Genomic DNA, 13456 nt, shown 5'->3' on the forward strand with positions numbered 1-13456 from the left:
GGCGTGCAACGCCGCAGCCTGGGGGTGCGATGAGAATTTCTACGCGCGCGCAGCGCATCGAGCCCTTCTATGTGATGGAAGTGGCGAAAGCCGCCGGCGCGTTGGCGCGCGAAGTCGCCCACACCGACCGGCCGATGATCTTCCTGAACATCGGCGAACCCGACTTCACCGCCCCGCCGCTGGTGCAGGAAGCCGCCGCCCGTGCGGTGCGCGCCGGCGCCACGCAGTACACGCAGGCCACCGGGCTGGACCATCTGCGCGAACGCATCAGCGCGTGGTACCGCCAGCGCTTCAACATCGACGTGCCGGCCCGGCGCATCGTCGTCACCGCCGGCGCATCGGCCGCGCTGCAACTGGCCTGCCTCGCGCTGATCGAGTCGGGCGACGAAATCCTGATGCCCGACCCGAGCTACCCGTGCAACCGCCACTTCGTGAGCGCCGCGGACGGCAAGGCCGTGCTGGTGCCGACCACGGCCGAGGAGCGCTTCCAGCTCACCGCCGCCAAGGTCGAGGCCGCCTGGACCGACAAGACGCGCGGCGTGCTGCTCGCCTCGCCGTCCAACCCGACCGGCACCTCGATCGCGCCCGACGAACTGCGCCGCATACACGAAGTGGTGTCGACGCGCGGCGGCATCACGCTGATCGACGAGATCTACCTCGGCCTGTCCTATGACGACGCCTTCGGCCAGACGGCGCTGGCCATCGACGACAACGTCATCAGCATCAACAGCTTCAGCAAGTACTTCAACATGACCGGCTGGCGCCTGGGCTGGCTGGTGGTGCCCGAAGTGCTGGTGCCGGTCGTCGAGCGCCTGGCGCAGAACCTCTTCATCTGCGCGAGCACGGTGTCGCAGTACGCCGCGCTCGCCTGCTTCGAGGACGCGAGCATCGCCGAGTACGAACGCCGCCGCGCCGAATTTAAGGCCCGCCGCGACTGGTTCATTCCGCAACTGAACGCCCTGGGCCTGAACGTGCCCGTGATGCCCGACGGCGCCTTCTACGCCTGGGCCGACTGCACCGGCTTCGCCGGGAAGCTGGGCATTTCGGGCAGCTGGGACTTCGCCTTCGAAACCATGAAGCGCGCGCACGTGGCCGTGACGCCGGGCCGCGACTTCGGCACGGCCGAGACCGGCAAGTTCATCCGCTTTTCCACCGCCAGCTCGATGGCGCACCTGCAGGAATCCATCGAGCGCCTGCGGCTCATGGCCGAGACCGCGGCCTCATGAGCTACGCGTTCGCGATCCGCGTCTACTGGGAAGACACCGACGCCGGCGGCATCGTCTTCTATGCCAACTACCTGAAGTTCATGGAGCGCGGCCGCACCGAGTGGCTGCGCTCGCTGGGCGTCGAGCAGCGCAAGCTGCGCGAGGAAACCGGCGGCCAGTTCGTGGTGAGCGAAACGCAGCTCAAATATCATCGCCCGTCCCGGCTCGACGACGAACTCCTGGTTACAGCCGATCTTCAACAACTCGGCACCGCGTCGTTGATAATCGGTCAGCGCGTGCTATCAAAAACAGAGCAAGAGCGTACAGGTGCCGCGGCACCCGTCTTGCTGTGCGAAGGCACGATCCGCATCGGCTGGGTGGACGCAGCCACCTTGCGTCCAGCGCGCATACCGAAACAAGTCACGGGAACCCTCGAGCGCTACAGCGGCTCCATGACTCAACCTATCAAGCCATGAACCAAGATCTTTCAATCATCAATCTCCTGCTCCATGCGAGCTTCGTGGTTCAACTGGTCGTGCTGCTGCTGGTGATCGTCTCGATCGCCAGCTGGGCCGCGATCATCCGCAAGTACTTTGCGCTGCGCCGCATGCGTGCGCTCAACGACGACTTCGAGCGCGAGTTCTGGTCGGGCACCAGCCTCAACGAGCTTTTCGCCTCCGCCGCGCAGAACGCCAAGTTCGCCGGCCCCATGGAGCGCATCTTCGCCTCGGGCATGCGCGAGTACCAGAAGCTGCGCGAGCGCCACGTGAGCGACCCCGCCACCCTGCTCGACGGCGCCCGCCGCGCAATGCGCGCGAGCTTCCAGCGCGAACTGGACGCGGCCGAGCAGAACCTCTCGTTCCTGGCCACCGTGGGTTCGGTCTCTCCCTACGTCGGCCTCTTCGGCACGGTCTGGGGGATCATGCATGCCTTCACCGGCCTGGCCGCCCTCACCCAAGTGACGCTGGCCACCGTGGCCCCCGGCATCGCCGAAGCGCTGGTGGCCACCGCCATCGGCCTGTTCGCCGCCATCCCGGCCGTGGTGGGCTACAACCGCTTCGCCCGCGAGATCGACAAGATCGCCATCGCCCTCGAAACCTACATCGAGGAGTTCTCCAACATCCTGCAGCGCAACCTGTCGGCCAACCCGGCCGCCGGCGGCGCTGCATCGTCGGTGGCTCCGGCCAACCGCTGAGCGGAGGCGCGACGCATGCCCGCCGTTTCATCCCGGGGCCGAGGACGCCGCACGATCAACGAGATCAACATGGTCCCGTTCATCGACGTGATGCTGGTGCTGCTGATCATCTTCATGGTCACCGCGCCGCTCATCACGCCGAGCGTGATCAACCTGCCCACGGTCGACCGCGCCAACAAGCAACCCGACAAGCCCATCGAGATCGTCATCAAGAGCGATGACGAAGTGCAGATCAAGAAGGACCCGTCCACCGGCACCGGCGGCACGTCGATCCCCATGACGCAGATCGGCACCGCGGCCAAGCAGGCCCAGGGCGGCGACAACGACCGCCCGGTGGTCATCAGCGCCGACAAGTCGGTGAAATACGAGACCGTGGTGAAGGCCATGAACCAGCTCAAGCGCAGCGGCGTCGAGCGCGTGGGCCTGTCGGTCACCACCACGGGCGGCAAATAAGGCATGTCGCTCGCACTGGATCGCCCCGAGTTCGCGCCGCCGCCGCAGCGCGGCACGCCGCGCGCCGTCGTGCTGGCCCTCATCGCGCACGGCCTGCTGATTGCCGCGCTCACCTGGGGCGTGCGCTGGAAGAGCGAGGCCGACGAAGGCGCCGTCGACGCGGAGCTGTGGTCGTCCACGGTGCAGCAGGCGGCGCCCCGCCTGCAGGCACCGCAGGCGCCGGCCCCCGTTCCCGCGCCGCCGCCGCCCGCCCCGGCGCCGCCTCCGCCGCCGCCCGTGGCCAAGGCACCCGAGCCCGCGCCCGCGCCCAAGGCGCCCGACATTGCCCTGGAGCGCGAGAAGAAGCTCAAGGAGCAGAAGGAACAGAAAGAACGCGAGCTCGAGCAGCAGCAAAAGCAGCTGCAGAAGAAGAAGGAGCTCGAAGCCAAGCAGCGCGCCGAAGACGAGGCCCAGCGCAAGAAGGAACAGCAGCAGAAGCTGGCCGAGCAGAAGAAGCAGCAGGAGGCCGAGGCCAAGCAGGCAGAAGCCAAGAAGGCCGAGGCCGCAGCCAAGCAGGCCGCCGCCGACCGTGCCGCCACGCTCAAGCGCATGCAGGGCCTGGCCGGTGCCAGCGGCAGCGACGACTCCAAGGGCACGGCCATGCGCTCCTCGGGTCCGTCGAGCGGCTATGCGGGCCGCATTGCAGCGGCGGTTCGCCCGAACATCACCTTCCCCGATGCCGACACCGTGAACGGCAACCCGGCGGCGGAGTTCGAGGTGAGCCTGGCACCCGACGGCACCATCGTCGGCGTCAAGCTCAGCAAATCGAGCGGCCTGCCCGGCTGGGACGACGCCGCCGAGCGCGGCCTGCGCAAGACCGACAAGCTGCCGCGCGACACCGACGGGCGCATCTTCCCGTCGCTGATCGTGTCGCTGCGGCCCAAGCGCTGATCCGCGCTCGCGCCTAACGCGCAGCTAAGAAAACGGGCCCCTTCCGGGTGACTTGCACGTCACCCGGAACTCGATAATCAGGGCTCATGAATCCCACCGGCCGCATCCGATACGGCAGCAGTCCACTGCTCGCCAGCCCCACCCCCGTGTGGCGCAGCAAGTTCATCGTGGCCAGCATCGCTTTCGGCTTCATGCTGCTGGCGGCACGCGCGGCCTACGTGCAGATCTTCAACAACGACTTCTTCCAGCACCAGGGCGAAGTGCGCTACCAGCGCACGCTGGAGCTTCCGGCCAACCGGGGCCGCATCCTCGACCGCAACGGACTGATCCTGGCCTCCGACATTCCGGCGCCCAGCATCTGGGCCATTCCCGAGGACATCGAGCGCGACGACCCGGCGGTGCTGGCCAAGCTCCAGCAGGTGGCCAAGCTGCTGGGCATGCCGCAGAAGGAACTCGACAAGAAGCTGGAAGACGAGGACAAGAGCTTCGTCTGGATCAAGCGCCAGGTCGACCAGTCGGTCGCCAAGCAGGTGGCCGCGCTCAACCTCAAGGGCATCTACCTGCGCCGCGACTACCGCCGCCAGTACCCCGAAGGCGAGGCCGCCGCCCACCTGGCCGGCTTCACCAACGTGGAAGACGTGGGGCAGGAAGGCGTCGAGCTGGCCTTCAACCAGGAGCTGGCCGGCAAGTCCGGCTCGCGGCACGTGCTGAAAGACCGGCTGGGCCACATCGTCGAGGACACCGAGGACCAGGTGCCGCCCACCGAGGGCCACGACATCCAGCTGAGCATCGACGACCGCGTGCAGTTCGTCGCCTACGAGAAGATCCGCGACGCCGTGGTCACCAACAAGGCGCGCGCAGGCAGCGTGGTGGTGGTCGATGCCCGCACCGGCGAGCTGCTGGCCATGGCCAACTACCCCAGCTACGACCCCAACGACCGCCGCAACCTCACGGGCGAGCAGTTGCGCAACCGCGCCATGACCGACGTGTTCGAGCCCGGCTCGACCATGAAGCCGATCACCGTCGCCACCGCGCTGCAACTGGGCCGCGTCACGCCCAAGACCATCATCGACACCAATCCGGGGCGCATCACCGTGTCGGGCGCCACCATCCACGACGACGAGAATTTCGGCGTGCTCACGGTCGAGGGTGTGATCCAGAAATCCAGCAACGTGGGCGCCACCAAGATCTCGCAGCGCATGTCGGCGCAGGAAATGTGGAACTCGCTCACCGCGGTGGGCCTGGGCCAGAAGCCGCAGACACCCTTCCCCGGCGCCGTGACCGGGCGGCTGCGCCCGTGGAAGTCGTGGCGCCCGATCGAACAGGCCACCATGTCCTACGGCTACGGCCTGTCGGCTTCGCTGTTCCAGATCGCGCACGCCTACACGGCCTTCGCGCACGATGGCGAGGTGATTCCGGTGAGCCTGCTGAAGAACAACGGCGAGGAGCCGGCCGGCGTGCAGGTGTTCTCGCCGCTGGTGGCGAGCCAGGTGCGGCAGATGATGCATTTGGCCGCGGCGCCCGGCGGCACCGCGCCGCTCGCGCAGACGGAGGGCTACTCGGTCGGCGGCAAGACCGGCACCGCGCACAAGCAGGTCGGCAAGGGCTACGCGAGCAACAAGTACCGCGCCTGGTACACGGGCATGTCGCCCATCGACAAGCCGCGCATCATCGTCGCGGTGATGATCGACGAGCCCGGCGCGGGCAAGTACTTCGGCGGCCTGGTCGCGGCGCCGGTGTTCAGCCAGGTGGTGCAGCAGACGCTGCGCATCATGAACGTGCTGCCGGACCTGGCCGTGACGCCGCAGTCGCACTGAGCCCGTCTTCCGGGCGACGGAAGACGATCAGGGCGCCAGGCTGAGGCGCTTCACGTCGAGCTCGATCTTGTTGCCGAACCGGTCCTTGTCGAGCTCGCCGGTGATCTCGACGCGCACCTTGTCGTCGATCTTCACGCCGGGCGGGAAATGCTTGGCATCGATCTCGACCTTCATGCGGCCGCTGTCGTCCGCGAAGGTGTAGTGCTCCCCGCCGTCGTGCGAGACGATGAAGCCGCGCAAGGTGGCGTGCTGGTCGTCCTTGCCGGTTTCCAGCAGCTGCTTGACGTTCATCGCCGGCACGGTGCTCGGGCCTGCGTACTGGGCCGAGGCGGCGAACGGCAGCGCGAGGGCCAGTGCGAGAACGAGGGCTGGTTTATTCATGGCGAGTTCCTCCTTGAACTTCGGGTTGAAAAGCACGAGGAGGATCGTAACGAGCCGATGAAAAGGCCCACGCGCCGAAGGCGCTTCAAGGCGCCCTTGCTCGCCCGGTCAGTCGTACACGATCTGCGCCTTGCCGGCCTCCGCCTGCGCGGTCCAGCTGGCCAGCGCCGCGTCGGTCGGGAAGAACCTGGCGCGCTCGCCCAGCTGCAGCTCGACCTGCGCACCGCCGCGCGCCATCGACAGCCGCACCGGCAGGCCCTGGACCAGGTCGCCGACCTCGGTCTGCTCGGTGCGCGGCGGAAAGTCCTTGACCAGGCGTGCGATGTCGGGCGCCTTGCCGTTCACCGCCACGCGCAGGAACTTGCCGAAGCGGCAGCGCGCCGTGGCCAGGTCCCACACCTGCTGCACCTGGAAGCGCGCCTCGAAGCCGCCGCGCGCCGGCTGCAGCCGGCCGCTGACGATGACGAGTTCGTCGTCCTTCAGCGTGTTGCGGTTGGCGTTGATGGTCGCCTCGTCGGCGGTGGCGTCGATGGCTTCCGACTTGTCGTCGAGCTTGAAGATCGCCAGCCGGCCGCGCTGGCCGTTGATGACGCGGAAGTCGCTCACGATGCCGGCAATGACCTGCTGGTCGCGGCTGTCGAGCAGGTCGCCGATCTCGCGCTTGCAGAAGCGCCGCACCTCGTGCGAGACCTCGTCGAACAGGTGGCCCGACAGGTAGAAGCCGACGGCCGTCTTCTCGAACGTCAGGCGTTCCTTCACGCCCCACGGCGTGGCGTCGACCAGGTCGGGCTCCGCGGTGGCCGAGCCGTGCTCGCAGTCGCCGAAGATGTCGGCCTGCGAGGCATTGGCCGCGGTCGCGCTGGCGAACTCGAAGGCGCGGTCGACCGAGGCGATCAGCGACGCGCGGTTCTGCTGGATGGAGTCGAAGGCGCCGGCCTTGATGAGCGCTTCCACCGTGCGCTTGTTGATGCGCTGGCGGTCGATGCGCACGCAGAAGTCGAACAGGCTCTTGAACGGGCCGCCCTCTTCGCGCGCCCGCACTACGGCCTCGACCGCGAGCTGGCCCGTGCCCTTGACGGCACCCAGCCCGTAGCGGATGACGCGGTCGGTCACGGGCTCGAAGCGGTAGTTGCCGCGGTTCACGTCCGGCGGCTCGAAGGTGATGCCGAAGTTCTTCTGGGCGTCTTCGAACAGCAGCTTGAGCTTGTCCGTGTCGTCCATTTCCACGGTCATGTTGGCGCAGAAGAACTCGGCCGTGTAGTGGACCTTCAGCCAGCCCGTGTGGTACGCCAGCAGCGAGTAGGCGGCGGCGTGCGACTTGTTGAAGCCGTAGCCCGCGAACTTCTCCATCAAGTCGAAGATTTCGTCGGCCTTGTCCTGGACGATGCCGTGCGTGGCGAGCGCACCGGCGCGGAACTTCTCGCGGTGCTCGGCCATTTCCTCGAGCTTCTTCTTGCCCATGGCGCGGCGCAGCAAGTCGGCGCCGCCGAGCGAGTAGCCGCCCAGGATCTGCGCGGTCTGCATCACCTGCTCCTGGTAGACCATGATCCCGTAGGTCTCGGAGAGCATCTCGGCCACGGCCGGGTGCGGATACTCCACTTCTTCGCGGCCGTGCTTGCGCGCCACGAAGCTGGGAATCAGGTCCATCGGGCCCGGGCGGTACAGCGCGTTCAGCGCGATCAGGTCTTCCAGCCGCGTGGGGCGCGCGTCCTTCAGCATGCCCTGCATGCCGCGCGATTCGAACTGGAACACCGCTTCCGTCTTGCCTTCGGAGAACAGCCTGTACGTGGCCGCGTCGTTCAGCGGGATGTTCTCGAACGCGAAGTTCTCCTGGCCCTTGTGGCGCTTCATGATGAACTCGCGCGCAATCTCCAGGATGGTGAGCGTGGCGAGGCCCAGAAAGTCGAACTTCACGAGGCCGATGGCTTCGACGTCGTCCTTGTCGTACTGGCTCACGGCAGACTCGCTGCCGGGCTGCTGGTAGAGCGGGCAGAAGTCGGTGAGCTTGCCCGGCGCAATGAGCACGCCCCCGGCGTGCATGCCGATGTTGCGCGTCATGCCTTCGAGCTTCTGGGCGAGCTCGACCAGCATGCGCACTTCTTCTTCCTTCTCGATGCGCTCCGCGAGCTGCGGCTCCATCTCGATGGCGTAGTTGTTCTTGTCGCCCTCGATCTTCTTCTCGGGCGGGTACTGCAGGGTGACCGACATGCCGGGCTTGTTCGGGATCAGCTTGCTGATGCCGTCGCAGAACATGTAGCTCATGTCCAGCACGCGGCCCACGTCGCGGATGGCCGCGCGCGCGGCCATGGTGCCGAAGGTGGCGATCTGGCTCACGGCGTTGCGGCCGTACTTGTCCTTCACGTAGTCGATCACGCGGTCGCGGTTGCCCTGGCAGAAGTCGATGTCGAAGTCGGGCATCGAGACGCGCTCGGGGTTCAGGAAACGTTCGAACAGCAGCTTGTATTCGAGCGGGTCGAGGTCGGTGATCTTCAGCGCATAGGCCACCAGCGAGCCGGCACCCGAGCCCCGGCCCGGGCCCACCGGGCAGCCGTTTTCCTTGGCCCACTTGATGAAGTCGCCCACGATCAGGAAGTAGCCCGGGAACCCCATGTTCAAGATGGTGTTGATCTCGAACTCGAGGCGCTCGACGTAGCGCGGGCGCTCGGCATCGCGCCTGGCCTCGTCGGGGTAGAGGTGCTTCAGGCGCGCCTCCAGCCCCTCGAACGACTCCTGGCGGAAGAACTCGCCGATCGGCATGCGCACGCCGTCGCTGATGAACGGCGTGGGAAAGTCCGGCAGCTGCGGCTTGCCCAGCACCAGCGTCAGGTTGCAGCGCTTGGCGATCTCGACCGTGTTGGCCAGCGCGCTCGGCACGTCGGCAAAGAGCGCCTGCATCTCGGCGCTCGACTTGAAGTACTGCTCTTCGGTGAAGCGGCGCACGCGGCGCGGGTTGCCGAGAATCTCGCCTTCGGAAATGCACACGCGCGCCTCGTGCGCCTCGTAGTCTTCGCGGGCCGCGAACTGCACCGGGTGCGTGGCCACCACCGGCAGGCGCAGCCGCGCCGCGAGCTGCACCGCGGCAATGACGTGCGGCTCGTCTTCGGGACGGCCGGCGCGTTGCAACTCGATGTAGAAGCGGTGCGGAAAAATCCCCGCCAGTTGCAGCGCCAGTTCGGCGGCGCGCTCGCCCTGCCCCTGCAGCAGCGGCTGGCCGAGCGGTCCGGCCTGCGCGCCCGACAGCGCGATCAGCCCGCCCGCCAGCTCCTGCACCCATTCCAGCTTGCAGGCCGCCTGCGACTGGCCGCGCGCCACGTTCTGCGTCCAGGCCCGCGCCAGCAGCTCGGAGAGGTTCAGATAACCCTCCATGTTCTGCACCAGCAGCACGATGCGGGTCAGCGCGCCGGGCTCCTTGCCCAGCCCGTCGATGAAGATTTCGGCGCCGATGACCGGCTTGACGCCCTTGCCCCGCCCCTGCTTGTAGAACTTGACCGCGCCGAACAGGTTGTTCAGGTCGGTGATGGCCAGTGCGGGCTGCTTGTCGGCAGCCGCGGCCTTGATGACTTCATCGATTCGGTTGGTGCCGTCGACGACGGAAAACTCGGTGTGCAGGCGCAGGTGAACAAACATCCGGCCATTGTAGAAAGCACCGCATCCACCATGTGAGTTAGCGATACGAATAGCCCCCCCGGCTTGCCACTTCGTGTGCTTCGCCACCCCCCGAGGGGGAGGCTCGGTGCCTTGGGGCGGCCCGGCGGCACCTAGAATCCCGCCCCGTGCAAGAGATTTTGAATATCGCGGCCTACAAGTTCGTGGCCATCGACGACAGCCCCGTGCTGCGTGAAGACCTGCGCGCCCGCGCCCAGGCCCTGGACCTCATGGGCACCATCCTGCTGGCGCCGGAGGGTATCAACCTGTTTCTGGCGGGTTCGGCCGACGGCGTCCGGGCTTTCCTGGCCCATCTGCGCGCCGATGCCCGCTTCGCCGGCCTCGAGGCCAAGGAGAGCTGGTCCGCATCGCAGCCGTTTCGCCGCATGCTGGTGAAGCTCAAGCGCGAGATCATCCGCATGGACCACCCGGCGATCCAGCCCGCCGCCGGCCGGGCACCCGGCGTGGACGCCCCCACCCTCAAGCGATGGCTCGACCAGGGCCATGACGACCAGGGCCGCGAAATCGCCCTGCTCGACACCCGCAACGGCTTCGAGGTCGACGAAGGCACCTTCGACGGCGCGATCGACTGGCGCATCACCAAGTTCACCGAATTCCCGCCCGCCCTGAAGGAGCACCGCGCCGACTTCGCCGGCAAGACCGTGGTGAGCTTCTGCACCGGCGGCATCCGCTGCGAGAAGGCGGCCATCCTGATGCGCGAGGAAGGCATCGAGAACGTGCTGCAGCTCGAAGGCGGCATCCTCAAATACTTCGAGCAGGTCGGCGGCGCGCACTACCACGGCGACTGCTTCGTGTTCGACGGCCGGCGCGCACTGGCGCCCGACCTGAGCGCCCGCGCGGCCGACGCCAGTGCACGCGCGGCGGAAGACGTCGACCTGAACCTCGGCCTGAAGAACTGAACCACCGGCAGCTTTCAATGCGCATCCTCCTGGTCGAAGACGAACTGGACATGGCCTCCTGGCTGATCCGCGCATTGACCCAGAGCGGCTTCGTCGCCGACCACGCGCCCGACGCGCGCACCGCCGAAGCCTTCATGGCCGGCACCGAATACGACGCCATCGTGCTGGACCTGCGCCTGCCCGACAAGCACGGCCTGAGCGTGCTGGCCGACATGCGCAACGCCGACGACCGCACCCCGGTGCTGATCCTCACGGCGCAGGGCGCCCTGCAGGACCGCGTGCGCGGCCTGAACCTGGGCGCCGACGACTTCCTCTCCAAGCCTTTCGAGCTGGTCGAGCTGGAGGCGCGCCTGTCGGCGCTGGTGCGGCGCAGCCGCGGCAAGCAGCACCCGCGCCTGCAGTGCGCCTCGCTCTCCTACGACAGCCAGAGCCACGCCTTCACGCTGCGCGGCACGCTGCTGTCGCTCACGCCGCGCGAGCAGGCCGCGCTGACCGCATTGCTGATGCGCAGCGGCTCGCCGGTCGGCAAATCGCAGCTCTTCGCCAAGGTGTTCACCAACGACAGCACGGCCGGGCCGGACGCCATCGAAGTGGTGCTGCACCGCCTGCGGCGCAAGCTGGCCGACAGCGACGTACGCATCGTCACCGTGCGCGGCCTGGGCTACATGCTCGAGGGCATTGCCGATGGATCCGCAGCCTCGGCCGCCAACCCCGTCGCCGGCGACTGAGCCGCAGCGCTTCGGCATCCGCACGCGGCTGCTGGCGCTGTTGCTGCCCGGGATGGTCACGCTGCTGGCGCTGGACAGCTGGAACGACTACCGCGCGCTGACCGACTCGCTGGTGGCCGCCTACGACCAGAGCCTGCTCGAGCCCGTGCAGGCGCTGGCCAACGGCATCGTGGTGGCGAGCGACGGCAGCGTGCGCGTGCAGGAGCCGTTCTCGATCCAGGCCATGTTCGAGTCGACGCACCTGCGCTACAAGTACCTGCACGTGGGCGTCCAGCGCATTCCCAAGGGCGGCACGCTCGATGTGAACTCGCCCGAATCCACGCTCATGGGCGTGCCCGGCCTGCCCCGGCCCGCGGCCCGCCCCGCCGACGGCTTGCCGGTGTTCTACGACGCGGTGCACGAGCAGCACCGCGTGCGCGTGGCCGCGCTGCGCCAGACGGTGTACGACCACGTCCACCCCGGCGTGGCCTACAGCGTGCTGATACAGGCGGCCGAAGGCATCGGGCCGCGCACCGAGGCCCAGTCGGAGTCGCTGCGCCAGGAGCTGCTGCGCGACACACGCATGGTGCTGGTGATGGCGCTGCTGGTGTGGCTGGGCGTGGCCTGGACCCTGCGCCCGCTGGAGCGCCTGCGCCGCTCGCTGCGCGAGCGTTCGCGCGACGACCTGAAGCCGCTCGACGCCAACGGCGTGCCCAAGGAAGTGGTGCCGCTGGTCGATGCGGTCAACCACCACATCGCGAGCCACCGGCGCATGGTGGAAGAGCAGTCGCAGTTCCTGGCCGACGCCTCGCACCAGCTGCGCACGCCGCTGAGCATCCTGTCGATCCAGGCCGGCTACGCGGTGCGCGAGACCGATCCGGCACGCATGCGCGAGTCGCTGCATGCCATCGTCGCGCAACTGGCGCGCACCCGGCGCCTGAGCGAACAGCTGCTCGCGCTGGCCCATGCCACCACCGAAGGCGAAGCCGCCCGGGCCGAGCCGGCGGTGGTCGACCTCAACGCCATCGCGCGTGGCGTCGTGCTCGAGTACTTGCCGCTCGCGCGCGAGAACGACCAGGACCTGGGCTGGGTCGATGCGCGCAGCGATGCAGCCGCCGCCGACGATGAAGGCGAAGACGGCGAGACGCCCGTGCTGCCCGTGCTGCCGGTCCTCGCCAACGCGGCCGAGCTCCATGAGGTGCTCGCGAACCTCGTGCACAACGCGCTCAAGTACACGCCGCGCGGCGGCAACATCACCGTGACCGTGCGGCGCGATGCGTCGTCCGCGCTGGCGGAGGTGTGCGACAACGGCCCCGGCATCGCGCCCGAGCGGCGCGCGAGCGTGTTCGAACGCTTCCACCGCGACCCGGCCGTGGATGCGGGCGCGGCACACGGCGCGGGCCTCGGCCTGACCATCGCGCGCGGCTACGCGCGGCGCAACGGCGGCGACATCGAGCTCGACAGCGCGGGCATGCCCGAGAGCAACACCGGCGGCGGACTGCGCGCCACGCTGAGGCTGCCGCTGCACCTCGTCTGAGGGCCGTTTTGCTAGGGTTTCACCGGATACACCGGTACGTGATTACACGTATTTTGAGGCTCCGCAGGCTGCTTGCGCCCCACCCGAAAGGGGATTGAAAGCCTCGATTCCTAGACTGCCCTCCTTCCAAATCGAAGGAGACTTATGCAGCACCAGCTCGGTGAAGATCCGGCCTCGCACGCGCCCCGGCCCGCTTCCAGATTCAAGAAAGACTACTACGGCGGCGCCCTGCTGATCGTCATCGGACTGGCCGCGGTCTACGCCGGCATCGGCTACCGCGTGGGCGAGCTCGCGCACATGGGCCCGGGCTTCTTCCCGGTGGCGCTGGGCGCGCTGCTGGCGCTCACGGGCCTGCTCATCGCGCTGTCCGCGCGCGGCGACAAGCCCGTATCCGAAGAGGCCGTCTCGCACGGCCATCCGGGCGGCATGCCCGACATCCGCGGCGGTGTCTGCATCATCCTGGGCATCCTCGCGTTCCTGCTGTTCGGCGAGTACGGCGGCCTGCTGCCGGCGACCTTCGCCATCGTGTTCATCTCGGCGCTCGGCGACCGCGACAACACGCTGACCGAAGCAGTGCTGCTCTCGCTCGCGATGTCGTTCATCGCGGTGGTCGTCTTCTGGTGGGCGCTCAAGCTGCAGCTCCCCCTGTTCCAGTGGGGAGGCTGA

At 67.9% G+C, this 13456-nt stretch carries 12 protein-coding genes; 10 read left to right on the forward strand and 2 right to left on the reverse strand.

Annotated elements, in window-relative coordinates:
• Window positions 1-29 precede the first annotated feature (29 nt).
• From C4F17_RS07705 to C4F17_RS07730, 6 genes are all read left to right on the forward strand, one after another.
• Entirely contained in the window at window positions 30-1226 is a 1197-nt protein-coding gene (locus C4F17_RS07705) for a pyridoxal phosphate-dependent aminotransferase (RefSeq protein ID WP_106934837.1), read from the forward strand.
• Window positions 1223-1681, forward strand: a complete 459-nt coding sequence (locus C4F17_RS07710; RefSeq protein WP_106934838.1) for a YbgC/FadM family acyl-CoA thioesterase — start codon at window positions 1223-1225, stop codon at window positions 1679-1681. Before C4F17_RS07705 ends, C4F17_RS07710 begins: the two co-directional genes overlap by 4 nt.
• Window positions 1678-2400, forward strand: coding sequence for a protein TolQ (tolQ, locus tag C4F17_RS07715; RefSeq protein ID WP_081271153.1), 723 nt, complete (start codon window positions 1678-1680; stop codon window positions 2398-2400). The genes C4F17_RS07710 and tolQ overlap by 4 nt, the downstream gene beginning before the upstream one ends.
• Before the next feature lie 15 nt (window positions 2401-2415).
• Complete coding sequence (locus tag C4F17_RS07720) at window positions 2416-2853, forward strand: ExbD/TolR family protein (RefSeq protein WP_081271152.1); 438 nt, start codon at window positions 2416-2418, stop codon at window positions 2851-2853.
• 3 nt (window positions 2854-2856) lie between these two features.
• On the forward strand, window positions 2857-3783 hold the full coding sequence (locus C4F17_RS07725) for a cell envelope integrity protein TolA (RefSeq protein ID WP_106934839.1): 927 nt from the start codon (window positions 2857-2859) through the stop codon (window positions 3781-3783).
• Window positions 3784-3869: 86 nt separating this feature from the next.
• Window positions 3870-5600 (forward strand): peptidoglycan D,D-transpeptidase FtsI family protein, encoded by a 1731-nt coding sequence (locus C4F17_RS07730; RefSeq protein WP_106934840.1) that lies wholly within the window; start codon window positions 3870-3872, stop codon window positions 5598-5600.
• Window positions 5601-5627: 27 nt separating this feature from the next.
• Here the strand turns inward: C4F17_RS07730 and C4F17_RS07735 are convergent, their stop codons facing one another.
• The gene (locus tag C4F17_RS07735; protein WP_106937479.1) at window positions 5628-5981 is read right to left on the reverse strand and encodes a YgiW/YdeI family stress tolerance OB fold protein; all 354 of its coding nucleotides are present in this window, start codon (window positions 5979-5981) and stop codon (window positions 5628-5630) included.
• A 108-nt stretch (window positions 5982-6089) separates the two neighbouring features.
• A complete protein-coding gene (gene dnaE / locus C4F17_RS07740; RefSeq protein WP_106934841.1) occupies window positions 6090-9608 on the reverse strand; it encodes a DNA polymerase III subunit alpha in 3519 nt (1172 codons plus the stop codon).
• 146 nt (window positions 9609-9754) lie between these two features.
• Here dnaE and C4F17_RS07745 point away from each other — a divergent pair, with 146 nt between their 5' ends.
• The 4 genes from C4F17_RS07745 to C4F17_RS07760 all read left to right on the forward strand — a co-directional run bounded on the left by C4F17_RS07745 (window position 9755) and on the right by C4F17_RS07760 (window position 13456).
• Complete coding sequence (locus C4F17_RS07745) at window positions 9755-10546, forward strand: sulfurtransferase (protein WP_106934842.1); 792 nt, start codon at window positions 9755-9757, stop codon at window positions 10544-10546.
• Window positions 10547-10563: 17 nt separating this feature from the next.
• On the forward strand, window positions 10564-11274 hold the full coding sequence (locus C4F17_RS07750; RefSeq protein ID WP_106934843.1) for a response regulator: 711 nt from the start codon (window positions 10564-10566) through the stop codon (window positions 11272-11274).
• The gene (locus C4F17_RS07755) at window positions 11231-12790 is read left to right on the forward strand and encodes a sensor histidine kinase (protein ID WP_106934844.1); all 1560 of its coding nucleotides are present in this window, start codon (window positions 11231-11233) and stop codon (window positions 12788-12790) included. The genes C4F17_RS07750 and C4F17_RS07755 overlap by 44 nt, the downstream gene beginning before the upstream one ends.
• Window positions 12791-12934: 144 nt before the next feature.
• The gene (locus C4F17_RS07760; RefSeq protein WP_199851927.1) at window positions 12935-13456 is read left to right on the forward strand and encodes a tripartite tricarboxylate transporter TctB family protein; all 522 of its coding nucleotides are present in this window, start codon (window positions 12935-12937) and stop codon (window positions 13454-13456) included.

The organism is Variovorax sp. PMC12 (assembly GCF_003019815.1).
In the GTDB taxonomy this organism is placed as follows: Bacteria; Pseudomonadota; Gammaproteobacteria; order Burkholderiales; family Burkholderiaceae_C; genus Variovorax.